General features: G+C 45.2%; 25 protein-coding genes. 22 read left to right on the top strand and 3 right to left on the bottom strand.

The annotated features are described in order from the left end of the window. Nucleotides 1–7: 7 nt before the first annotated feature. Nucleotides 8–481 carry a hypothetical protein gene (locus D5281_RS13755; protein ID WP_160560723.1) on the bottom strand — a complete coding sequence of 158 codons (474 nt, stop codon included), beginning with the start codon at nt 479–481 and terminating at the stop codon, nt 8–10. 399 nt (nt 482–880) lie between these two features. Between D5281_RS13755 and D5281_RS13760 the strand changes: the two genes are divergently transcribed. The 13 genes from D5281_RS13760 (at nt 881) to D5281_RS13820 (ending at nt 14,701) form a co-directional block, all read left to right on the top strand. Further along, nucleotides 881–1,267, top strand: coding sequence for a BlaI/MecI/CopY family transcriptional regulator (locus D5281_RS13760; protein WP_160560724.1), 387 nt, complete (start codon nt 881–883; stop codon nt 1,265–1,267). Next, a complete protein-coding gene (locus D5281_RS13765) occupies nt 1,264–2,970 on the top strand; it encodes a M56 family metallopeptidase (RefSeq protein WP_160560725.1) in 1,707 nt (568 codons plus the stop codon). The genes D5281_RS13760 and D5281_RS13765 overlap by 4 nt, the downstream gene beginning before the upstream one ends. 534 nt (nt 2,971–3,504) lie before the next feature. Then, nucleotides 3,505–3,957 carry a zinc ribbon domain-containing protein gene (locus D5281_RS13770; protein WP_277935366.1) on the top strand — a complete coding sequence of 151 codons (453 nt, stop codon included), beginning with the start codon at nt 3,505–3,507 and terminating at the stop codon, nt 3,955–3,957. Nucleotides 3,958–3,981: 24 nt separating this feature from the next. Continuing rightward, complete coding sequence (locus D5281_RS13775) at nt 3,982–4,842, top strand: DUF5685 family protein (protein ID WP_160560726.1); 861 nt, start codon at nt 3,982–3,984, stop codon at nt 4,840–4,842. Beyond that, complete coding sequence (locus tag D5281_RS13780; protein WP_160560727.1) at nt 4,835–5,551, top strand: DnaJ domain-containing protein; 717 nt, start codon at nt 4,835–4,837, stop codon at nt 5,549–5,551. The genes D5281_RS13775 and D5281_RS13780 overlap by 8 nt, the downstream gene beginning before the upstream one ends. Before the next feature lie 160 nt (nt 5,552–5,711). Further along, nucleotides 5,712–6,350 (top strand): bifunctional 4-hydroxy-2-oxoglutarate aldolase/2-dehydro-3-deoxy-phosphogluconate aldolase, encoded by a 639-nt coding sequence (locus D5281_RS13785; protein WP_160560728.1) that lies wholly within the window; start codon nt 5,712–5,714, stop codon nt 6,348–6,350. Nucleotides 6,351–6,507: 157 nt separating this feature from the next. Further along, a complete protein-coding gene (locus tag D5281_RS13790; protein ID WP_160560729.1) occupies nt 6,508–7,605 on the top strand; it encodes a sugar kinase in 1,098 nt (365 codons plus the stop codon). Between the two features lie 289 nt (nt 7,606–7,894). Further along, the gene (locus D5281_RS13795; RefSeq protein ID WP_160560730.1) at nt 7,895–9,451 is read left to right on the top strand and encodes a transglutaminase domain-containing protein; all 1,557 of its coding nucleotides are present in this window, start codon (nt 7,895–7,897) and stop codon (nt 9,449–9,451) included. A 179-nt stretch (nt 9,452–9,630) separates the two neighbouring features. Next, nucleotides 9,631–10,467 (top strand): diaminopimelate epimerase, encoded by an 837-nt coding sequence (gene dapF / locus D5281_RS13800; RefSeq protein ID WP_160560731.1) that lies wholly within the window; start codon nt 9,631–9,633, stop codon nt 10,465–10,467. 112 nt (nt 10,468–10,579) lie between these two features. Beyond that, on the top strand, nt 10,580–11,794 hold the full coding sequence (locus D5281_RS13805; RefSeq protein WP_160560732.1) for an LL-diaminopimelate aminotransferase: 1,215 nt from the start codon (nt 10,580–10,582) through the stop codon (nt 11,792–11,794). A gap of 130 nt (nt 11,795–11,924) precedes the next feature. After that, nucleotides 11,925–12,494: an RNA polymerase sigma factor gene (locus tag D5281_RS13810; RefSeq protein ID WP_330585032.1), complete on the top strand. Its 570-nt coding sequence runs from the start codon at nt 11,925–11,927 to the stop codon at nt 12,492–12,494. Further along, a complete protein-coding gene (locus tag D5281_RS13815; protein ID WP_160560733.1) occupies nt 12,487–13,554 on the top strand; it encodes a hypothetical protein in 1,068 nt (355 codons plus the stop codon). The genes D5281_RS13810 and D5281_RS13815 overlap by 8 nt, the downstream gene beginning before the upstream one ends. 175 nt (nt 13,555–13,729) lie before the next feature. Further along, nucleotides 13,730–14,701 carry a carbohydrate kinase family protein gene (locus tag D5281_RS13820; protein ID WP_160560734.1) on the top strand — a complete coding sequence of 324 codons (972 nt, stop codon included), beginning with the start codon at nt 13,730–13,732 and terminating at the stop codon, nt 14,699–14,701. A gap of 199 nt (nt 14,702–14,900) precedes the next feature. On the opposite strand, the gene D5281_RS13825 is transcribed toward D5281_RS13820, so the two are convergent. Then, nucleotides 14,901–15,110: a hypothetical protein gene (locus D5281_RS13825; RefSeq protein ID WP_160560735.1), complete on the bottom strand. Its 210-nt coding sequence runs from the start codon at nt 15,108–15,110 to the stop codon at nt 14,901–14,903. 198 nt (nt 15,111–15,308) lie between these two features. Beyond that, nucleotides 15,309–16,460, bottom strand: coding sequence for an FprA family A-type flavoprotein (locus D5281_RS13830; protein ID WP_160560736.1), 1,152 nt, complete (start codon nt 16,458–16,460; stop codon nt 15,309–15,311). A gap of 490 nt (nt 16,461–16,950) precedes the next feature. Here D5281_RS13830 and rplM point away from each other — a divergent pair, with 490 nt between their 5' ends. The 9 genes from rplM (at nt 16,951) to D5281_RS13875 (ending at nt 22,176) form a co-directional block, all read left to right on the top strand. Then, nucleotides 16,951–17,379 carry a 50S ribosomal protein L13 gene (rplM, locus tag D5281_RS13835; protein ID WP_160560737.1) on the top strand — a complete coding sequence of 143 codons (429 nt, stop codon included), beginning with the start codon at nt 16,951–16,953 and terminating at the stop codon, nt 17,377–17,379. A gap of 25 nt (nt 17,380–17,404) precedes the next feature. Next, nucleotides 17,405–17,800 carry a 30S ribosomal protein S9 gene (rpsI, locus tag D5281_RS13840; RefSeq protein WP_160560738.1) on the top strand — a complete coding sequence of 132 codons (396 nt, stop codon included), beginning with the start codon at nt 17,405–17,407 and terminating at the stop codon, nt 17,798–17,800. Nucleotides 17,801–18,277: 477 nt separating this feature from the next. Then, complete coding sequence (locus D5281_RS13845) at nt 18,278–19,099, top strand: ParA family protein (RefSeq protein ID WP_160560739.1); 822 nt, start codon at nt 18,278–18,280, stop codon at nt 19,097–19,099. After that, nucleotides 19,056–19,991 carry a ParB/RepB/Spo0J family partition protein gene (locus tag D5281_RS13850; protein ID WP_103242767.1) on the top strand — a complete coding sequence of 312 codons (936 nt, stop codon included), beginning with the start codon at nt 19,056–19,058 and terminating at the stop codon, nt 19,989–19,991. Before D5281_RS13845 ends, D5281_RS13850 begins: the two co-directional genes overlap by 44 nt. An 11-nt stretch (nt 19,992–20,002) precedes the next feature. Continuing rightward, nucleotides 20,003–20,278, top strand: coding sequence for a DUF5720 family protein (locus D5281_RS13855; protein WP_004054662.1), 276 nt, complete (start codon nt 20,003–20,005; stop codon nt 20,276–20,278). A gap of 23 nt (nt 20,279–20,301) precedes the next feature. Beyond that, the gene (locus D5281_RS13860) at nt 20,302–20,493 is read left to right on the top strand and encodes a hypothetical protein (protein WP_004054660.1); all 192 of its coding nucleotides are present in this window, start codon (nt 20,302–20,304) and stop codon (nt 20,491–20,493) included. Nucleotides 20,494–20,559: 66 nt separating this feature from the next. Beyond that, nucleotides 20,560–21,459 (top strand): DUF6017 domain-containing protein, encoded by a 900-nt coding sequence (locus D5281_RS13865; protein ID WP_160560740.1) that lies wholly within the window; start codon nt 20,560–20,562, stop codon nt 21,457–21,459. A 50-nt stretch (nt 21,460–21,509) separates the two neighbouring features. Then, a complete protein-coding gene (locus D5281_RS13870) occupies nt 21,510–21,872 on the top strand; it encodes a DUF7768 domain-containing protein (protein WP_004070646.1) in 363 nt (120 codons plus the stop codon). Then, the gene (locus D5281_RS13875) at nt 21,865–22,176 is read left to right on the top strand and encodes a DUF5720 family protein (protein ID WP_004054655.1); all 312 of its coding nucleotides are present in this window, start codon (nt 21,865–21,867) and stop codon (nt 22,174–22,176) included. The genes D5281_RS13870 and D5281_RS13875 overlap by 8 nt, the downstream gene beginning before the upstream one ends. The last annotated feature ends 27 nt before the right edge of the window (nt 22,177–22,203 follow it).

The raw sequence follows: 22,203 nt of genomic DNA on the forward strand, positions 1-22,203 counted from the left end.
TTGGTTCTTAACAGTGGTGATTCCCGGTGGTACAGGAATTATCGCAAAACCCACTTTCGTGATGATATCCACAGTAGGTAACACCGTTATGGGTATGCCTTCCGGAAACAGTACAATCCCCACTTACGCAAAGAGCGGAACAGGAACCATTACAAAAACCGGTTTCATGGTCATATCCGCAATAAGTTACACCGCTGTGGGTGTGCCTTCCGGAAATGGTGCAATTGGCATCACTGCACAATGCAGCGCAGGAACCATCGCATATCCCATTTTCATGCGCATATCCACAGTATGTTATGCCACTATGTGTATGTCTTCCTGCTGCAGCGCAGTCTTCAACTGTGCATACCTGACAGGTGACAGACTCTTTTTGTCTGCGCTGTTTGTGGTGATGTCCGCCGTGAGCAGATACCGGCAGTGCCATAATTGAGGCAAAGAAAATGCCTATGATTGTTGTGATTAAAATTCTTTGCTTCCACATGGTGATTTCCTCCTACAACGAAATGAATGTGGTTGTTTTATTCTTTGTTCCTATCTAATTCCGTAAGATGAATACCTGATGCAGTTTTATTATAACGGATTGCACGGAGCGTGTAAAGCTAATTTAATTATCAATATTTTATGTTTTTGCTATTGGTTGATTTGATAAGTAAATTTATAAAATATACATTTTTTGCATTTCTCTTGACATGATGGTCTATTTAATATAGACTAAAAAAGAAAGAGGTCTATTAAGGATAGACCAAGGAGTTTGTACCAACGTCTGTTCGTGTGAGGAATTGGTAATAGGGAGGATTACTGTGTGTGAAAAATAAATTTTTCACAGACAAATTTGTGCCAACGCCCAAATTTGCAGGAACTGGCAGCATGGGGGATTTATATGGGAAATTACAAGCTGGGAGAAGCGGAAATGAAATTTGCGGAAATTATTTGGGAGAGGGAACCTCTTACCTCATCGGAATTGGTGAAAGTATGTGAAAGTAAAATGAACTGGAAGAAATCAACCACCTACACCGTACTCAAAAAAATGTGTGAAAAAGGTATATTTCAAAATGAAAATGCGGTGGTGAGCGCTAAAATGAGCAGGGAAGAATTTTATGGTGTCCAGAGCAGGAAATATGTGGAGGATGTATTTTCAGGTTCTCTGCCCAGATTTTTAACAGCCTTTTGCAATGGAAGGAAGCTTTCGGCGGAAGAAGTGGGAGAAATGGAAAAATGGATTGATGAGTACAGGGAAGATTATTTGGAAGGAGGCATGAAGGGATGACAGGAATTTTTATACATATTTTGAATATGAGTATGACCGCGTCCTTCGTCATCCTTGTAGTTATGTTTTTACGGCTTTTATTAAAGCATGCGCCCAGAATATTTTCCTATTTTTTGTGGATAGTCGTTTTTATCCGGCTACTCTGCCCTGTTTCTGTGGAGATGGACTGGGGCGTTATTCCTTATGCCCGACTGATGGAAGCAGGAGCCGGTTTGGCGATGGATACATGGAACGATGAAGGAAAACAGGTGGAGGGATCCTGGCAGATAAGCGAGGCGGCAGGAGAAGGGAATGGTGAAACAGAAACCGATACGGGGAAAGAGGAAATAAATAAGAAACCAATAGAAGTAAATAGGAATACAACTCTCTTTAAGGAGAAAGAAGGAGTGAAACCTGACAGGGGGATGATATGGTTTGGAGCGAGTATTTTATGGCTGGCCGGATGTGCAGCTTTTGTTCTATATGGTACAGTCAATTACGGCAGATGGATGTTGAAGTTAAAAGGCTGTAAAGATCAGTATGGATATCCGCCTGTTATTATTTCAGAAGAAATAAGGGAACCTTTTGTGGCGGGATGGATAAAACCTGCTATTTACCTGCCGGCAAATCTTACGGGAGACCAGCAAAAAATGGTGATGGAGCACGAAAAGATACATATTTTGCGTAAGGACTACCTGATTAAGCCAGCGGCTTATCTGGCTTTGTGCATCCATTGGTTCAATCCTCTTGTGTGGCTTGCCTTTTACTTTATGGAGCAGGATATGGAGACTGCCTGTGATGAAGCCGTATTGAAAAGGATAGGATATGAAAACAAAAAAGCCTATGCCCATACCCTTTTGCTCTTTTTGCGGGAGCAGGAGCGCTGCCGGAAACCAGGCTGCCCGATTGCGTTTGGGGAAAACAGCGTGAAAACAAGAATTGAAAATGTGGTGAAGCAAAAAGCAGTAAAACCTTGGGTGATGGCAGTTATATCTGTTGTGATTGCTGCTGCGGCTGCCCTGCTTTTAGTGGACGGACGGTGGAAACTGCAAGTATCTGTGGAAGAAAAGGAGACGCCGCAAAAAGGGTATGAAGAAGAAAATCTGGCAGGGGACGAAGCCGGGACAATTGATTTGCTGCCGGCGGAGCAGATATTTTATGAGGATATTCCATCAGAGAGCATGGAGATAACAACTCATGAATATTTTACAAGTGACTCTGGAGAAGATACCCCGGAAAAGGATGATGTAACTGAGCATACATATTATGCTGGGGTTATAGATAGCTATGAAGTTTTATTAAGGCAGGATAAGGAACCTGGGCAGATAACAGGCTATCACGTTCCGGTAGAAGTTATCAGTATATCAAATGATTATGGCTATCGTGAACACCCGGTTACACAGGAGAAGCTTTTCCACAGCGGTGTTGACTTTGCAGCGGAAGAAGGAACATCTGTGAATGCAGCGGAGGATGGGACAGTATTTGAGACAGGATGGGATGACAACTGCGGAAATTATGTAATTCTTCTGCATGAAAACGGAGAGATGACTTATTATGCTAACTGCGGTGAAATTTTGGCGCAGGATGGACAGGAGGTGAAACAGGGAGAACAGATTGCAACTGTGGGAAACAGCGGAAAAAGTACCGGTCCGCATTTACATTTTGCATTGAGCCGGGATGGAAGGTATATAGAGCCGATATGGATAGATGAAATGGCGGAATAATTGATTTCCCTGTCTGATCTATTTTATGGTTGAAAATTTACTGCTTATTTAGTACAATAGTTTTGTTGATGTAAGCATATGTATGAGGGGAAGCCTGGAAGTAAACTTTCAGGTTGTCTAATAGCGTAGTATCGCAAGTGCAGCTTGTGATACATGACAATAGGCTTTAACTATTGTATAGAGGAGGTATAAAGATGGAATTTGTATTATTAGGCGGCGGTTTGCTCATTATTATTATTGCAGTTATTGTATCCGTAGTATCCTCTGTGGTGTCAGCGGTGGCAGCAGATCAGGATATTGAGGATTAGTGAAAGTTTGGAAGTTTACTTCCAAACTCTTTATCGGTGGCTGTATCGCAAGTATAGCCTGCGATATGCAGGGATATAGAAATGAAATATCCTAATGCGGCATTTTTGTGTTACGGAAAACTTCAGGAGCAGGCATTGCCTGCTCTTTTTGTTCGAAAGCCGGTTTATGAAGCCGGATGCTCTTTTAGAAATTCTTTAGATTCCTTAATATTGCGTTTATTGATTTATGGCAAAGAAAGAAGTAGGATTGAGAAAGAACGAAAAACCGAAAGGCAAGGGTACTATATTGAGGGAAAAATTTTATCGCTTTATGCAGGGAAGATACGGCAGTGACCAGTTAAATCGTTTCCTGATGATTTTATCGCTGGTGTGTTTTGGCATATCATTGTTTGGCATTAGACCTTTTTATGTAATTGGCATAGGGCTGATTATATATGCCTATTTCAGGATGTTGTCTAAAAATATCTATAAGCGCCGGGAGGAAAACAGCGCTTATATGCGATATGAATACAAGGCAAAACAGCGCTTCGCAGCCTTTAGGCGCGACATGAGCCAGCGCAGGACGCATCACATTTATAAATGCCCTTCCTGCAGGCAAAAGATCAGGATTCCAAGAGGTAAGGGCAAAATTGAAATCAGATGCCCTAAGTGTGGCCAGACCTTCATCAAAAGAAGCTAAAATAAATTCAAACAGGAGAAAATCATGTTCGGATATATTATTATCAATAAGGGGGATATGAAGTTCAAGGAGTTTGATATTTATCATTCTTACTATTGTGGACTTTGCCAGGCATTGCACAGACAATATGGGAAGCTGGGACAGCTCAGTCTCACTTACGATATGACGTTTCTGGTGATGCTGCTCAGCAGTCTGTATGAGCCGGAGACAAAGGTAAGCGAAATGAAGTGTATTGCCCATCCCTTTGAAAAGCATACAGTCAGGGATAACATATTTTGTTCCTATGGGGCAGACATGAATATATTGTTTACCAGCTATAAATGTAAGGATGATTGGGAGGATGAAAAAAAGCTGACCCGTCTTGCATATGGAAAGCTGCTTAAGGGCGGCTGCCGGAAAATCAATGCCGTATATGGGGACAAGGCGAGAAGAATTGACAATCTGATGCGCGAGCTATCTGTACAGGAAAAGAAGAAAAATCAAGATATTGACCGGATGGCAGGAACCTTTGGGAGGATTATGGGAGAGATTATGGCTATATGGGAGGATGAATGGCATGATAACCTGAAGGTCATGGGATTTTACCTGGGAAAGTTTATTTATCTGCTGGATGCCTACGAGGACATTGAGGAGGATATGAAACTGAACAGATACAATCCTTTTGCCAAAAAATTCAATGATCCGGATTTCGAGGAGGAAACGAAAACAATCCTCACGATGATTATGGCGGAGTGCTGTAAGGAGTTTGAGAAGCTTCCGCTGATTGATAATGTAGAGATTCTGCGAAATATTCTTTATTCCGGCATATGGTATAGATATGAGATGGTAAGGCAGAAACGAGAAGGAAGTAAAGCGGATGGCAGACAGGGAGTAAAAAATGCGTGATCCATATGAAGTTCTGGGTATTTCCAGAAATGCTACAGAGGAAGAAATAAAAAAAGCATATAAGACGCTTAGCAGGAAATATCATCCTGATGCTAACATCAATAATCCGCACAAGGAAGAAGCAGAAGATAAATTTAAAGAAATACAGCAGGCATACCAGCAGATTATGAAGGAACGGACGAAAGGGTATAGTTACCAGCAAAATGCATCAGGGGGATCTTATGGAAATGCAGGTGGCTATGGCGGTTTTGGCGACTTTGGAGGTTTTGGCGATTTCGGGGGCGCTTATGGCGGCATGGGAACCGGCTATGAAGAAGATAATCATCTTAGGGCAGCAGGCAATTATGTAAGGAATGGTTATTATAAAGAAGCCAGAAATGTGCTTGACGGTATGGGGGAAAGCGCCCGCAGCGCCAGATGGTATTACTATAGTGCACTGGCACATGCAGGGCTGGGGAATCAGGTATCGGCTCTGGAACATGCAAGGAGAGCCCAGGCAATGGAGCCGGGTAATCGGGATTACAGTGCATTGGTTTACCAATTTGAAAATGGGGACAGCTGGTACCGGCAGAGACAATATACTTACGGACAGCCTTATATGGGAGGCAATGGGCTTTGCTTGAAATTATGCATTGCTAATCTGCTTTGTAACCTATGCTGTGGAGGCGGGGGACTTTGCTGTGGAGGCAGACCCTATTATAGATATTAATGTTTTCAAACACGCTTTGACTGGCCGTAACATTTCGATTCATGGCCTAAGGGCCGCTCTGTGTAACATGATTTACCTTGCTGCTCATAATTAGTTCTTGACAGTATGAAAAATTTGGGCTTTGATTATAGTATAAAAATAATAAAGAAAGGATATTGAAATGAAAACAATTGAAGAACGTTTTTATGAATTGGGGGTAGTCCCTGTAGTGGTCCTGGATGATGCAAAGGATGCGCTCCCTCTGGCAGAAGCATTGATTGACGGCGGTCTGCCTTGCGCAGAAGTGACGTTCCGTACAGAGGCAGCGGAGGAATCCATTCGCCTGATGAGCGGAAAATATCCGGATATGCTGGTAGGCGCAGGTACTGTTTTGACCAAGGAGCAGGTAGACCGTGCGGCAAACGCAGGCGCGAAATTTATTGTAAGCCCAGGCTTTGACGGAGAAATTGTTGACTACTGTCTGGAAAAAGGTATTCCTGTTTTTCCTGGTTGCGTGACGCCCTCAGAGGTTGCACAGGCTGTAAAGCGTGGGCTTAAGGTAGTGAAATTTTTCCCGGCAGAGCAGGCAGGCGGAATCGCGATGATTAAGGCTATGGCGGCTCCTTACACGATGGTGAAATTTATGCCCACCGGCGGAATCAGTGCAAAGAACCTGAAAGATTATCTGGATTTTTCGAAGATTTTGTGCTGTGGCGGAAGCTGGATGGTGAAGGGAGATTTGATTAAGGCAGGCGATTTTGCAAAGATTTGCCAGCTGACAAAAGAAGCGGCAGAGCTTGCTAAAAGCATCCGTAGCTAAATTATAAAGGCTCTTTATGTCTGTGAAGATAGTATATAGTATAAGGAGAAATATGAATCGGTGCGGTGTCGCAAGCATAGCTTGCGATATGCAGGGGTATAGGTATGGGATTTATGAAGGCAGTATGGTAAGCTTGTGATATGCAGGAGGTATAAAAATGAATTTAAATTTAAGAGCGCCAGAGAACTGTAAATTTGATGCAGTGTCATTGGGAGAGGTTATGCTCAGGTTAGACCCGGGAGAGGGCAGAATCCGCACGGCCAGGTCTTTCCGCGCATGGGAAGGCGGCGGAGAGTACAATGTGGTTCGCGGATTAAGACGTTGTTTTGGAATGAAGACCGGTGTTATTACTGCGTTTGCAGATAATGAAATCGGAATGCTGATGGAAGATTTTATCCTTCAGGGAGGAGTAGATACCTCCTTGATTAAATGGATGAAAACAGATGGCATCGGGAGAATTTGCAGGAATGGTTTGAATTTTACGGAGAGAGGCTTTGGTATACGAGGGGCCGTAGGTTGCTCTGACAGGGCAAACACTGCAATCTCCAAGGCAACGCCTGAGGACTTTGATTTTGATTCTATTTTTGGCGAGCTGGGCGTACGCTGGCTGCATACGGGCGGAATTTATGCGGCTTTGTCGGAGCAGGCTTGCGAGACAGTGATTGCGGCTATTAAGACAGCTAAGAAATACGGAACAGTGGTATCCTATGACCTGAATTATCGTCCTTCCATGTGGAGCGCAATTGGCGGGCAGGGCAAAGCTCAGGAGGTTAACAAGGAAATTGCCAAGTATGTGGATGTAATGATTGGCAACGAGGAAGATTTCACGGCATGTCTTGGCTTCGAAATAGAAGGAAATGATGAGAATTTAAAAGAGCTGAACCTGGACGGATATAAGAAAATGATTAATCATGCAGCAGAAACTTATCCGAATTTTAAGGCTGTGGCAACCACCTTGCGGGAGGTAAAGACGGCTACCGTTAATGACTGGAGCGCAATCTGCTGGGCGGATGGAGAGATTTACAAGGCGAAGGACTATAAAGGTTTGGAAATTCTGGATCGTGTGGGCGGTGGTGACTCTTTTGCATCAGGCCTTATTTACGGATTAATGACCACGGAAAACGCAGAACTGGCAGTTAATTATGGGGCGGCTCACGGAGCCCTTGCTATGACTACGCCTGGTGATACTACTATGGCCAGCAAGAAAGAGGTTGAGGCAATCATGGGCGGCGCAGGCGCCCGTGTGCAGCGGTAAAGTTAATTCATCATCCAAAACAGTTCCTCAGTGCTAAAGTGGATTTTGGAGAATGAACTGTGGTGAAAGAGGAACGGGAAAAATAGTCTTCCAAAACGGAGGACTATTTTCATTGTATGAACAAATCCGTGCAAAGGAAAATACGGGCATTCTCTGCATGAATTTGTGATTCTGCGCAGCGGAATCATGGGAGCAGTGTAAAAACAGAAATAAAATTCCGGAAATTTTTCACACAACAAATTTGTGCCAACGCCCAATTTGTGAGCTGCCGGAAGCAAGAGGGATTAAAATGAAATTTTTAAAAAGTTTGAGTATTTTACTTTTAATATTATTTGCTTTGCTATGTGGCTTTATAATTCTGTGCGCTTTTCGTCCGGACGTCACAAAGGCAGTAGCCAATTTTTTATATGCAGATGAAAATGAAGCGGAAGATTTGAATAGAATCGGTGCAGATGGTTCAAATGAGTTCAGTACGATATACGCTGTTGATTCAGGCGTAGATAATGAGCAGGGAACGGATGGTGCACTTGGCATGGACGAGGATTTGGATATGCCGGCAAAGGAAGAAGGGCTTGCAGAGGACATCGTCAAGGATTATATTCCGCCGGAAGAATCGGAGCTGTCTGTGCCGGAGAACGTGGCTGGCAAAAATGGCTATCAGGAAGTGCAGGATGAACGGGAACAGGTTGAAGATGAGGTTGCTGACCTTTTGCAAACCCAGCTGGGGGTGGGTAACACTGGTGATGGCCTTATATTTGACGCTGTTTATTATCCTTACTATGCTATGTTGGATGAAAAGGGAAAGCATCTTTACCGGCAGATTTATGCAAACGCCAATGATTTAAATCAAATGTTTGCGCCGGTAGAGGACATATCCGCTGCGCAGCTTAGAACGGTTTTCCAGGCAGTGTATAACGATCATCCGGAGCTTTTCTGGCTGGATACGGCGTATTTTTGTAAATACAAAAGAGATGGACAGTGTGTGGAAATTGATTTGCGCTTTAACCGGACCGCGCTGGAGCTGGAAGAGGCCAAAGCTGTTTTTAACGAGAATGCAAATTCAGTCTTGTCAGGCGCAAACGGCCTTCAAAGTGATTATGAGAAGGAAAAGTACATTCATGATGCGCTGATAGAGCGAATTACTTATAATATGGGGGCAGAAATGAACCAGAGCGCTTATAGCGCATTGGTAAACGGGCAGACTGTTTGCGCAGGATATGCCAGGGCATACCAATACTTGTTACAGCAGCTTGGCATACCATGCTATTACTGTACCGGATATGCAGGGGAAAACCATGCATGGAATATTGTGGAGCTAGAGGACGGATATTACAATGTGGATACCACCTGGGATGATACGGACACGGAGGGCGGAAACTATGCCTATTTTAATAAAACCGACCAGGATTATGCTGGTACCCATGTGAGAAAGGAATTGTCTGTATACCTTCCCCCATGTAATGGACAAATTTATCGGGAGCCTGACCAGCCAGAAGATTTACAAGCGCAAAGTGGCGGGGAACAGGAAGCGTTAAAGGATTTAAAAGATATTGAGGATATTGGCATCAGTCAGGAGGAGGTTTTGCATAGTCTGTCTGATTACTATGAAAACTGCTATGACCAAATTGTGGAGAACGGCCAAGGCAGCTATGAATTTTACAATGTGGTAGAAGGTGCACAGCTGGCCCAGGAATTGTATGTGGCTTATCAGGAAGAAACCTATCGTCAGGGATATATGGATGATGCCATGACTGTAATTTCCGCATCGGTATGTGGAATGAATTTGAAGATAGAGGAGCTTTCCCAGGATAGATATCTGGTCACACATGAGGTTCGATTAAATTAGAAAAAATTAAGAAAGCATTTTTTGCATTGTTCATCCCAAATAAAGCAATATATGCATTGGGAAAAGTGTGGTATGCTGATTTAGCTGGAAGGATAAATCTTTCTTTCCCAAAAGTTTGTGTCGGCGCTGCATTCACAAACTTTGTCATGTGCAAGAGCAGCGCGGAAATGAGGAAATAGATGAAATTTACAAAAATGCATGGCTGCGGTAACGATTATATTTATGTAAATGGTGACAAAGAAAAGATACTTGATGAAAAAAAGCCTGAAATCGTAAGGCGGCTCAGCGACAGGCACTTTGGCATTGGAGGAGACGGGGTTATTTTCATCAATCCCTCCCGGGAAGCCGATTTTGAGATGGAGATGTATAACATGGACGGCTCGCGGGCTGAAATGTGCGGAAATGGGATTCGCTGCGTAGGGAAATATGTCTACGATAAAGGGCTGACGAACAAAACTGAAATCAGCGTGGTCAGCTGTGGAAAAACCAAGTATCTCACTTTATTTCCGGAAAATGGCTTGATAGGATCCGTCAGGGTTAATATGGGATCGCCCATATTAAAAGCTTCAGAAATTCCGGTGATTGCTGATGGAGAGGAGGTAATCGGAGAGCGGATCGAGGTGGATGAAAAAATATACCAAATGACATGTGTGTCAATGGGAAATCCCCATGCCGTTATTTTTATGGACGAGGTATCACAGCTTCCTCTTGAGAAGATAGGCCCTCTTTTTGAAAACCATGTGCGCTTTCCCAACAGAACCAATACGGAATTTGTAAAGGTATTGGACAGGGAAAATGTACAGATGCGGGTCTGGGAGAGAGGTACTGGAGAAACCCTGGCCTGCGGCACCGGCGCCTGCGCTGTTTCAGTGGCCTGTATATTAAATGGATTGACGAAGGAGCAGGTTGCTGTTAAACTGTTAGGCGGTACTTTGCAGATTCAGTGGGATAGAAAAGAAAATCTGATTTATATGACAGGGCCCGCGGTCACTGTTTTTGAAGGTGAAATTTTTTAGATGGCGTGAGGATGATTTCTAAGCCCTCAAAAATACGGACATTCTCGCACAGTTTTTTGCAGCTGTAAAGCAGCGGCATGAAGGATAGATTGATTGGATAAAGGAGGAGAAAATGTTTAAAATCAACGACAATTATTTAAAGCTTCCCGGAAGCTATCTGTTTTCAACCATTGGGAAAAAGGTGAATGCCTATGCGGCACAAAATCCCGATAAGAAAATTATCCGTCTGGGTATAGGCGATGTGACACAGCCTTTAGCGCCTGCTATCATCAAGGCCCTTCACGGAGCGGTAGATGAGATGGCGCAGGCAGAAACCTTTAAAGGATATGCGCCGGATTTAGGTTATGAGTTCCTGCGCAAGGCGATTGCCGACAATGACTACAAGGCAAGGGGATGTGAAATCGCCGCTGATGAAATATTTGTATCAGATGGGGCAAAATGTGATGCAGGAAACATCCAGGAGATTTTCAGCGGGGATAATAAGATTGCCGTCTGCGACCCTGTTTATCCTGTATATGTGGACACCAATGTGATGGCAGGAAGAACCGGCGTATATGACAGCGCCAAAGAAGTATGGAGTGATGTGATTTATATGCCCTGTGTAGCAGAGAATCATTTTGCCCCAGAGCTTCCTAAGGAAGCACCGGATTTGATTTATCTGTGTTTCCCCAACAATCCTACAGGCTCTACCATAACGAAATCCCAGCTTCAGGAGTGGGTGGATTACGCAAACAAGGTGGGGGCTGTTATCATTTATGATGCAGCTTACGAAGCATACATTTCAGAGGAAGATGTACCACATACAATCTATGAGTGTGAAGGAGCTAGAAGCTGCGCGATTGAGCTGCGTTCCTTCTCTAAAAATGCCGGCTTCACGGGAGTGCGTCTGGGCTTTACTGTAATCCCCAAGGATTTAAAATGCGGCGAGGTTACCCTTCATTCCTTATGGGCAAGGAGACACGGAACCAAATACAACGGAGCTCCATATATCGTACAGCGTGCCGGTGAAGCGGTTTACTCAGAAGATGGAAAAGCACAGCTAAAGCAGCAGGTGGCCTATTACATGAATAACGCAAAATATATTTTGGAGGGCTTAAAGAGCGCTGGCTACACAGTATCAGGCGGTGTGAATGCACCGTATATCTGGCTGAAAGCGCCTAATGGCATGACCAGTTGGGAATTTTTTGATTATCTGCTTGAAAAGGCGAATGTGGTGGGCACCCCTGGCTCAGGCTTTGGGCCAAGCGGAGAAACCTATTTCAGGCTGACTGCTTTTGGAAGCTATGAAAATACGGTGGAGGCAGTTGACAGAATTAAGGCATTATAATACCAGCTCTTATAGAAAAGAGGAAGGTGCACTAAGAGTTGTTGTCAGCAAAAGGAATATCCTTTTTCTGGCAGCAACTTTTTCCATAAAATGATGCAGCTAAAACGTATCAAAAAAGAGGGAAAAGAGAGTGAATGAACGTCAATTTGAAGAAGCTGTGGCACGTATGGTTCAGGGAGATAAGGCCGGATTAAAGGAAATTTATGAAAATTATGTGGGATATATTTACCGGATTATTTACGAGGTGCTGCAGAATAAAGAAAATACAGAGGATGTGACCAGTGATTTTTTTATCAGGCTCTGGGAGCGGGCGGAGCAGTTTAAGCCCGGTAATGGGCATAAGGGTTACCTGGCGTCTGTGGCAAGAAACATGGCGATTGATTTTTTGAGAAAGCATCGCAGGGAGGAGCTTACTGCCATGTTGCAGGATTTGGGCTTGGAACCTGAGGAAGAAGGAGAAAGGAAGAAAAATTATATTCTCCCGGTTGAAAATGGCGTAGAGCAGGAAGTGATTGGGGATATAAGCGTTGCAAAGGCGCTGGAAATGCTAAAACCTGCAGAGAGACAGATTGTCAGCTTAAAGGTGTTGGGCGGGCTTACCTTTAAAGAGATTGCCGCATGTATGGGAATTCCTATGGGGACGGTCACGTGGAAATATCAAAATGCAATGAAAAAGTTAAGGAGGTGTGGATATGAGTAAGAATTTTGAACAGGCTTATAAAGAGTTGGCGCAAATCGAAGTTCCTGATTTGTGGGATAGAATCGAAGCCGGCCTTACAAGTAAATCCGCACCGGAAAATTCGGATATTAATTTAGATGCGAGCAAAGACATAGATGCAATTGGAAACATAAAAAGAAATACTAATATAGAAGTACATGCAGACACAGAAATAAATATAGATTCGGATATAAATACAGACACGGACATATATGCAAATACAAAAAAGATGGCACCAAATAAAATTTGGAGATTGACCGGAAAATATGCTGGGGCTATAGCTGCCATCCTGTGTGTGGCTGTTCTTCTGCCTACGGCGGCGCAGATAAAAAGAGCAGAAGATAAGTCGTTTTCCGGTGCAGCAATGGAAGGAATTGATACGGCCCAGGCAACAGAAGAATCTGCAGCAGATATGGCAATACCGGAAAATGAGGCGCAGACGGAAGATGCGGCAATGCCGGAAGAAGCATCAGCTGGGGCAGGCGCTGTAGAAGATGATAGGTCAGCAGACAGTGGAGCAGATAGCGCAGCAGCGAAAAATGCGCAGGTAAGCATGGCAGATACATGGTCTGAGGCAGAGGCAGACGAAGAAGCGGAAATGTCTGACAATGGAGGCAGCGCAAATTTTGACGGAGATGACCTTTCCTCTCAGGAGTCAGATGTGGAAAGAAAGCAGAAAAGTGAAAGCAGGGAGGAAAAAAAGATCGAGGAAATGGGGGAGGCCATAAGCGAAGGAGCGATAACGCTGCCGGAAGGTACCCTCCTTGAAGAAATTGTCATCGAGGTGAGGAGCGTATCAGACGATATCAACAGGGATTCGGGAGCAGGAACGCCGGGGAGTGTATATACAGTGGTGGTAAAAGAAGATGCCTCTGGCAGGCTTGCCAAAGACAGTGAACTAGAAGTTTTTGTTCCTGCACATGCCTCTTTTGCTTTGCTTGTTGGCGGGACATATGTGATAGATATTGCTTACACAAAAGAAGAAGAATATCCTGTCGTGCAGAGAAGTGAGAAGGCGGAAAAATGGAGGGGACCTGCCTGAGAAATATGATTCGCATATTTTACAGAGAACGATTCAATTGTTACGGGAAATTTGACTTTTGCATGGTTTGGCTTTACAATACAGGAAATAGATTGAAAAATCAAAAATTTTTCTATCTACAAATTTGTGCATAGAACCCAAATTTACAGACAACTGGCGAGATTGGAGGTCCGGTATGACAAAAAAATATGATGTGGTGGCGCTTGGAGAATTGCTGATTGATTTTACGATGAACGGAGAAAGCGGGCAGGGGAACCCCGTGTTTGAGGCAAATCCGGGAGGAGCGCCTTGTAATGTGCTTGCCATGCTGCAAAAGCTTGGAAAAAATACAGCGTTTATTGGCAAGGTTGGAAATGATATGTTCGGTAAAATGCTGGAGGAAAAAGCCGGAAGCACAGGAATTGACTTAAAGGGATTGAAAAAGGATGAGGAAGTACATACAACTCTTGCATTTGTCCAGACTTTTGCAGATGGCGACAGAGATTTTTCCTTCTATCGGAATCCGGGAGCAGACATGATGCTTAGGGAGGATGAGATAGAGGAGGAGCTGATTCGAGAAACAAAAATTTTCCACTTTGGCACCTTATCCATGACGGATCCTGTTGTGGAGAAAGCAACCAAAAAAGCAATTGTAATCGCCAAAGAAAACGGATGTATTTTATCTTTTGACCCGAACCTCCGTCCGCCTCTTTGGAGCTGCCTTGATAAGGCAAAAGAAATGATTGCTTATGGAATGAGCGTCTGTGACATCTTAAAAATATCGGACAATGAAATTGAGTTTATGACAGGAAAAACGGATATTGATGAGGGAATCAAAGAGATTCGCGAACAATATAAAATTCCGCTGATTTTTGCTACTTTGGGCAAGGATGGCAGCAGGGCTTACTACCGGGATATACAGGTAGAAGCAGCAGGGTTTGCCAATCCGGATACCATAGAGACAACAGGAGCGGGAGATACGTTCTGTGCCTGTGAACTAAATTATGTTTTAGAACATGGACTTGAAGGGCTCACACAGGAAAATTTGAAAGAGCTTTTAACATTTGCCAATGCAGCGGCATCTATGATTACCACCAGGAAGGGTGCTCTTTGCGTAATGCCTGAAAAAGATGAAATTCTTTCTTTTATAGAAGAAAGAAAAGCCTGAGAGTCAGACATTCTTAAAAAGGACTGAAAGGCTTTGAGAAGCTTTGAGATTTGAAAAATAAAAAGGAAAGATGCCTGCAGGTAGGCCCCATTATTTATAGCAAAGGACTTAACCTGCAGGCATCTTACTTTTGCGTTAATATTCAGCCATTTTATCAGAGAATGCGTTAAGCGCTCTCTGAGAAACCATAGATAATTTTTTAGCAGTATTCTCTCATACTGACTAAATGATAAAAAGGAAGCGCATCCTTTGTATATCCGGTGGTCTGGATATGAATCTCTTTTTGCTGTTCCTTTTCACACGCTTCTTCTAATGTTCTGGTAAAGCTTCTGGAAGCGGCATTAGAAGAATTCTGCTTGGACTGGTGACGCTGTTCTCTTGAGGAAATCCTCCTAAGAGGCGGGATCACCGTAACTGCCTGAACTTTATAAAGCTTTTCATCTCCGTATGCTTTGACTATCCCTCCTTGGATATAAACTTTAATTGTTTCACATTATATATCGTCTGTTTCGGGAATTTTCTAAAGCTCTTTTAACAAATTACCAGCTGGGAACTGCCTCAAAATGATTTGCAGTTTTCGTGGCAATTTTCTATAACATGAAGAATATTAGGAAATGCAAAGCTTGTCTGCTAATACTTCAAAAGCTTTTTTGTCCTCATCCTTCATAACGCCACGGAGCGTAATAGGTGAATCAAGAATCGTGATATCCTTCATCTGGGAAAGGATTTCTGTCATTGCCTTGTTAGCCGAAGGAGCCCAGGAGCCATTCTCAACCAGTGCAACCGTTCTTTTTTGATAATTTTTTCCTTTCAGGTGGTGGAGGAAGTCTTCCATAAAGGGCATAACACCGCCATTATAGGAGGATGCGGCAAGGACAACTTTTCCATAGCAGAAAGCATGCTCCAGCGCTTCGGCCATGTCATTCCGGGCAAGATCGGAAACGACAACCTCAGGACAACCCTTAGATAAGAGCATTTCCTTTAACGCTAAAACAGCATCCCTGGTGTTTCCATGGAGAGAAGCATAGGCGATAAAAACCCCTTCTGATTCCGGCTCATAGCTGCTCCAGATATTGTATTTGTCCAAATATTTGCTTAGATCGCCTGAAAGAACAGGGCCGTGCAGAGGGCAGATAATGCGAATGTCCAGTGTGGCGGCTTTTTTCAGTACAGTCTGGACGGGCATTCCAAATTTCCCCACGATATTAAAATAGTATCTTCTGGCTTCACAAGTCCAGTCTTCCTTTGCACCCAGAGCGCCAAACTTGCCAAAAGCATCAGCACTGAACAAAACCTTGTCATAACTGTCATAAGTAAACATAACTTCCGGCCAATGAACCATGGGAGTTAAAATAAAATGTAGTTCATGCTTTCCAAGAAGAAGGGTATCCCCTTCCTTGACCGTAAGGATATTATCGAAATTTAGATCGAAATATTGCGCAAGAAGCTGGAAGGTTTTCGTGTTGCCTACCAACTGCGCTTGTGGGTATTTTTCAAGAAACAGCTGGACACTGGATGCATGATCAGGCTCCACATGGGAAACGATCAGATAATCGGGAAACCTGTCCCCTAAGGCCTTTTCAAGATTGGCAAGATATTCAGCTCCTTTCCTTTTATCAACTGTGTCCATTACAGCAATTTTGTCATCAAGTATGACATAGGAATTGTAGGCGATGCCATTGGGAACAACAAACTGACCCTCAAAAAGATCAATATCTTTGTCATCCACACCAACGTAAAGTATGTCATTTGTTATCATGTGAATACCTCCGATAGATGAATTGATTATTATAGATACAATTTAAATAGTATTATACACAGAAAAGGCGTATATGTCACGGGAGAGATGAAAATCCTTTCTGAAAATTTGACTAAGTTAATGTATTCTTACGTACTTCGCAGGAGAATGTATAGTTTTGACTGAACCGTTACATACCCGCCCAAAAAACCAAAAATTCACGATAAATTTGATTGACACGCGCGAAAGCGTATAATATAATAACTAAATGTGATGTTGTGAGGTAATATTCTGTCTGATGAGTATTTGTACCTGTTACAGTAAGCTGGGCGGCAGATATAGTGTATGTGCTCAACCAGTGTTTAGAGGATTCAAATATCCCATCATATCCCTAGACAGAGTGTTATGAATAGAGTAGCCAAGGATGTTTTGAAACGAACTATGCGGCCCGGACATCTGCATGGTACATGGAGAAAGATCAGGAGGCAATAAGCTTAATGGAGGTAATATCATGAAGACATTTATGGCTAGCCCTGCTACCATTGAAAGAAAATGGTATGTGGTAGATGCTGCAAATAAGACGCTGGGGCGTTTGACCTCAGAAGTGGCTAAAATTTTAAGAGGTAAGAACAAAGCAATTTTTACGCCTCATATTGATACAGGCGATTATGTGATTATTGTAAATGCCGATAAAATAAAAGTAACAGGCAGAAAATTAGATCAAAAAATTTATTTTCGTCATACAGACTATGTTGGCGGCGTAAAGGAAACCACTTTACGCGAGATGATGGCTAAGAAGCCTGAAAAGGTAATAGAGCTTGCTGTTAAGGGCATGCTTCCTAAGGGACCTTTGGGTAGAGAGATGTTTAAAAAGCTTCATGTATACGCAGGTCCTGAGCATCCGCATGCAGCGCAGAAGCCCGAAGCATTAACATTTTAAGAGGGACTGAAAGGAGAAGATTAAAATGGCTAATTCAGCAAGATTCTACGGAACAGGTAGAAGGAAAAAATCAGTTGCCAGAGTATATTTAATGCCTGGTAAAGGTGAAATTATTATTAATAAAAGACCTATAGATGAATACTTTGGATTAGAGACATTGAAGGTGATTGTTCGTCAGCCGATGGTTTCAACAGATACCGTTGACAAATATGATGTGTTGGTAAATGTTCGTGGTGGTGGCTATACAGGCCAGGCCGGTGCAATCAGACATGGCATTTCACGAGCATTGCTTCAGGTGGATGCAGATTACAGACCGGTGCTTAAGAAAGCAGGTTTCTTAACGAGAGACCCTCGTATGAAAGAAAGAAAGAAGTACGGCCTCAAAGCGGCCCGTCGCGCTCCGCAGTTCAGCAAGCGTTAATCGGCTGTTCAAACCGTATCAAAATTGCTCAAAAACCCCGGAAAATCAAGGTTTTCCGGGGTTTTCTTATACCCAAACAAGCTGATATAGTTTGACCTGATTTGACACAACGAGAGCCATTTTCACCCAATTTTTAGTGGTTAAATATAGGACAACCGGCAAAAATGAGGGCAAAAAACGGGCTTAGTGGTTAAAAAATAGGACAACCACAGCCCTGATTTCGGGGTATTTCAGAGGCGATTTTTACTCTCTCTCTCCCCTCAATTTATACGAGAACAGTTTGGCGTAGTTTGACTGAATTTGAATAATTGAATATGATTTTAATGCAGGCACTCAGTATTTTTTACTGGGTGCTTTTTGCGTTTCCGGGGAACTGTATTCCGGGATCAGAAAAAGCCGTCACTTTTCAATTTTTGAAGTGGCGGCTTTTTCTATTTCCAGAAGCAACCACAACGAATTAGAAATGAGGTGATTATCTTGAACACGCAAATCATCGCCATCGCCAATCAAAAGGGAGGTGTGGGCAAAACCACAACCTGTGCCAATTTAGGGATTGGGCTGGCACAGGCCGGAAAGAAAGTGCTTCTCATTGACGGGGACCCGCAAGGGAGCCTGACCATCAGCCTGGGCAATCCCCAGCCGGATAAGCTGCCCTTTACCCTCTCTGACGCAATGGGCCGCATCCTGACCGATCAGCCGGTCCGCCCCGGCGAGGGGATTCTGCGCCACCCGGAGGGCGTGGACCTGATGCCAGCGGATATTCAGCTGTCCGGTATGGAGGTGTCGCTGGTAAACGCTATGAGCCGGGAAACGATTCTGCGGCAATACCTGGACACCGTAAAGGGGCAGTATTCCCATATCCTCATAGACTGCCAGCCCTCCCTGGGTATGCTCACCGTCAACGCGCTGGCCGCCGCCAACCGGATCATAATCCCCGTCCAGGCGGAGTATCTGCCCGCCAAAGGGCTGGAACAGCTGCTCTCTACGGTAGCCAAAGTCAAGCGGCAGATCAACCCGAAACTGCAAATAGACGGTATCCTGCTGACGATGGTGGACAACCGCACCAACTTTGCCAAAGAGATTGCCGCCCTGCTGCGGGAAACCTACGGCAGCAAAATCAAGGTATTCGGCACAGAGATTCCCCATTCTGTCCGGGCAAAGGAAACCAGCGCGGAGGGCAGGGGCATTTTCGCCCATGACCCAGGCGGCAAAGTAGCCGAAGGCTACGCAAATCTGACCAAGGAGGTGTTGAAACTTGAAAAGCAGCGCGAAAAAAGTAGAGCTGGCATCGGTCGATGATCTGTTTACCACCGAGGAAAGCCGCGCCGATGCGGGGCGGGAAAAGGTGGTAGAAATCCCTTTAAGCGAGCTGCACTCGTTCAAGGGCCACCCTTTCAAGGTCAAAGATGATGATGCCATGATGGAAACAGCGGACAGCATCCGGCAGTACGGCGTTCTTGTTCCTGCTATCGCCCGTCCTGACCCCAGCGGCGGCTATGAGCTGGTAGCCGGACACAGGCGGCATCGGGCCAGTGAACTGGCAGAGAAAGAAACCATGCCGGTCATTGTCCGGGATTTGGACGATGACGCCGCCACGATTATCATGGTTGACAGCAACTTGCAAAGGGAAAGCCTGCTCCCCAGCGAGAGAGCCTTTGCCTACAAAATGAAATTGGAGGCCATGAAACATCAAGGGGAACGCATGGATTTAACTTCCGCCCAAGTTGGGCGGAAGTCTGCTGGTAAAGAATCGAGAGAAATTTTAGCAGAACAGGTTGGGCAAAGCCGCAATCAGATTTCGCGCTACATTCGCCTGACCGAGTTAATCCCCGAACTGCTGAATATGGTGGATGAAAAGAAAATTGCCCTGAACCCGGCCTATGAGCTGTCCTTTCTCAAAAAAGAAGAACAGACACAGCTTTTGGACGCTATGGACAGCGAACAGGCTACCCCCTCTCTTTCCCAGGCCCAGCGGCTCAAAAAATTCAGTCAGGAGGGGCATTTATCCATAGATGTAATGCGGGCGATTATGGGCGAGGAAAAGAAAAGCGATCTGGACAAGGTGACGTTTACCTCCGACACCCTGCGGAAGTATTTTCCCAAAAGCTACACCCCTGCCCGGATGCAGGAAACCATCATCAAACTGCTGGAACAGTGGCAGAAAAAGCGTCAGAGAGATCAGGAACGCTGAAAGGAGCGCCTATGAGAGATCACGTTGCCAGGGAGTTAAAGGGCCACAACATACTGGCTGTGGAACGGTTTCAGGATAAGACCCGCTGGATGGTGGAGTTTTCCGTCCTGCGGCCCCGCACCGCCTACGGCGCACCCGGCGATGAAACGCGCCTGTTTCTGGACGAGGACGGCTACCAGGCCGTTCTCGCCAGCCAGAAACGCCGGGACATCAAAATCAAACGGTATGCCCGCGTCATTGAGGGGCATATCCTGGACTTCAAGCCCAAAAAGAAACGCCACCCGTAAACCCGACAAATTGAGAGGAAGGAATGAATATGTGTACCGTTAAGGAAATCAGAGAAGCCATCCGGGAGGACTGCCGCTCCCAGCGAAACATGGAAACCATTGAGATTGACCGGATTTTTCAAACCCTGACGTTTCCGCAGTTAGAGAGTCTGTTTGACAAACCGCCCATGCCGCCGTTTTTTCACCGGTACAGGCAGAAGTCAGCCAGCAAATGAACGCCGCAATTCTTTTACGGGATTGTGGCTTTTTTCATGCCCTGGGAAACGAAAGGAGTGCAGAAAATGGCCGTTTTTCGCGTAGAACGCACACAGGGATACACCGTTATGAGCAACTATCATCTGCGGGACAAGAGCCTGAGCCTGAAAGCAAAGGGCCTGCTGTCCCAGATGCTTTCGCTGCCGGAGGATTGGGACTACACCCTTTCCGGCCTGGCTGTTATCAACCGGGAAAGCAAGGACGCGATCCGCTCCGCAGTTAATGAGCTGGAAAAGGCGGGGTACATCAAGCGCCGCCAGACCACCGACGCGGGCGGCAAGTTCAGCGCCAACGAGTATGTGATTTATGAGCGTCCGGTAACAGAGGAACCGCCCGCCCAACCGTTGCCTCCAAAACCGTTGTTGGAAAAACCGTTGTCGGGTTTTCCGACAACGGATAATCCGTCAACGGGAAAACCGTCAACGGAAAATCCAACGCAAATAAATATAGAGAAATCAAATACCCAAAAATCAATTACTGACGGATCAATTACCGATTCCCTTCCCTTCCGGGGAACGGCGGCAAAGCCACCGGAACCGAAACGAAGGGAAACGATGTCGCTCACAGAGATGGAAAGTTATCGGGAGCTGATTTTGGAGAATATCGAGTATGACTGCCTCAAACAGCGGTTTGGGACCTATCGGGAGGACTTGGACGAGATTGTGGAGCTTCTGGTGGAAACCGTCTGCGCGAAGCGTAAGACCACCCGGATTGCCGGGGCGGACTTCCCCCATGAGGTGGTGCGTTCCCGCTTCCTGAAGCTGGACAGCTCCCACATCGAGTTTGTCATGGACTGCCTGCAAAAGAACACCACCGAGGTACGGAACATGAAACAGTACCTTTTGACGGTGCTGTTCAACGCGCCCACCACCATGAGCAACCATTACACCTCACAGGTCAACCACGATATGTACGGCGGCTTTTGAAAGCTGGCCGTTTTTGTCTGCCCGGAACTGCCGGGAGAAAGGAATCTGTTATGAAACGACCGCTTGCGTATATCACCGCTCCCTGGAGCAAGAACCCCCATGAAAACGCGGCAAACGCCGCCAGCTACTGCCGCCAGGTGTATGACGCCGGATATTCCCCGGTCTGCCCTGTTTTGTTCCTGCCGCTGTTTTTGAAGGATGAAATCCCCCAGGAACACAAGGACGGAATCGACATCGCCAGAGATTACCTGCGCCGCTCCCATGTGCTGGTGGTCTGCGGACACTCGACCGATGAAACGGTCAAAAACGATATTGCCACCGCGGAACGCCTGCGGATCACCGCCACCACGCTGGACGGGATTCTGACGGTGAAAGGCCAGGGCCGGGAGAAAGGGGGCGCACACCATGCCTGAGCAAAAGACCATCGGCCAGCTGATGGAGGAAATGCGGCTTAAAGCCGGGGCGCGGGAGTATTCCGGCCATAGTTACATGGACTTAAACCGGTTCGCGGAGGACACCCGGCACATGATTATTTTTGATACCCTGACCGCTGATTCCCCTGTTGGCTGGAAAGGGGAACGCAGCCGCGCCTTTCTCACCGAGGAGGGATATAAAAAGTCCCTGGAACGCCAGGAACAGGGGCATATCAGGATTGTGAGCCATGCGAAGGTCCGAAACGGAAACCTGCGCTATGACCGGCAAGACCAGCTCCGATAGAGAAACCATGAAGAAAATCCATAGAGA

The organism is Parablautia muri (genome assembly GCF_009917485.1).
Classification (GTDB): domain Bacteria; phylum Bacillota; class Clostridia; order Lachnospirales; family Lachnospiraceae; genus Suilimivivens; species Suilimivivens muri.

What these genes read in the sequence shown, in the direction of transcription:
- D5281_RS13755 (WP_160560723.1), bottom strand. Translation starts at nt 481, where the DNA reads ATGTGGAAGCAAAGAATTTTAATCACAACAATCATAGGCATTTTCTTT.
- D5281_RS13760 (WP_160560724.1), top strand. Translation starts at nt 881, where the DNA reads ATGGGAAATTACAAGCTGGGAGAAGCGGAAATGAAATTTGCGGAAATT.
- D5281_RS13765 (WP_160560725.1), top strand. Translation starts at nt 1,264, where the DNA reads ATGACAGGAATTTTTATACATATTTTGAATATGAGTATGACCGCGTCC.
- D5281_RS13770 (WP_277935366.1), top strand. Translation starts at nt 3,505, where the DNA reads ATGGCAAAGAAAGAAGTAGGATTGAGAAAGAACGAAAAACCGAAAGGC.
- D5281_RS13775 (WP_160560726.1), top strand. Translation starts at nt 3,982, where the DNA reads ATGTTCGGATATATTATTATCAATAAGGGGGATATGAAGTTCAAGGAG.
- D5281_RS13780 (WP_160560727.1), top strand. Translation starts at nt 4,835, where the DNA reads ATGCGTGATCCATATGAAGTTCTGGGTATTTCCAGAAATGCTACAGAG.
- D5281_RS13785 (WP_160560728.1), top strand. Translation starts at nt 5,712, where the DNA reads ATGAAAACAATTGAAGAACGTTTTTATGAATTGGGGGTAGTCCCTGTA.
- D5281_RS13790 (WP_160560729.1), top strand. Translation starts at nt 6,508, where the DNA reads ATGAATTTAAATTTAAGAGCGCCAGAGAACTGTAAATTTGATGCAGTG.
- D5281_RS13795 (WP_160560730.1), top strand. Translation starts at nt 7,895, where the DNA reads ATGAAATTTTTAAAAAGTTTGAGTATTTTACTTTTAATATTATTTGCT.
- dapF (WP_160560731.1), top strand. Translation starts at nt 9,631, where the DNA reads ATGAAATTTACAAAAATGCATGGCTGCGGTAACGATTATATTTATGTA.
- D5281_RS13805 (WP_160560732.1), top strand. Translation starts at nt 10,580, where the DNA reads ATGTTTAAAATCAACGACAATTATTTAAAGCTTCCCGGAAGCTATCTG.
- D5281_RS13815 (WP_160560733.1), top strand. Translation starts at nt 12,487, where the DNA reads ATGAGTAAGAATTTTGAACAGGCTTATAAAGAGTTGGCGCAAATCGAA.
- D5281_RS13820 (WP_160560734.1), top strand. Translation starts at nt 13,730, where the DNA reads ATGACAAAAAAATATGATGTGGTGGCGCTTGGAGAATTGCTGATTGAT.
- D5281_RS13830 (WP_160560736.1), bottom strand. Translation starts at nt 16,460, where the DNA reads ATGATAACAAATGACATACTTTACGTTGGTGTGGATGACAAAGATATT.
- rplM (WP_160560737.1), top strand. Translation starts at nt 16,951, where the DNA reads ATGAAGACATTTATGGCTAGCCCTGCTACCATTGAAAGAAAATGGTAT.
- rpsI (WP_160560738.1), top strand. Translation starts at nt 17,405, where the DNA reads ATGGCTAATTCAGCAAGATTCTACGGAACAGGTAGAAGGAAAAAATCA.
- D5281_RS13855 (WP_004054662.1), top strand. Translation starts at nt 20,003, where the DNA reads ATGAGAGATCACGTTGCCAGGGAGTTAAAGGGCCACAACATACTGGCT.
- D5281_RS13860 (WP_004054660.1), top strand. Translation starts at nt 20,302, where the DNA reads ATGAATATGTGTACCGTTAAGGAAATCAGAGAAGCCATCCGGGAGGAC.
- D5281_RS13865 (WP_160560740.1), top strand. Translation starts at nt 20,560, where the DNA reads ATGGCCGTTTTTCGCGTAGAACGCACACAGGGATACACCGTTATGAGC.
- D5281_RS13870 (WP_004070646.1), top strand. Translation starts at nt 21,510, where the DNA reads ATGAAACGACCGCTTGCGTATATCACCGCTCCCTGGAGCAAGAACCCC.
- D5281_RS13875 (WP_004054655.1), top strand. Translation starts at nt 21,865, where the DNA reads ATGCCTGAGCAAAAGACCATCGGCCAGCTGATGGAGGAAATGCGGCTT.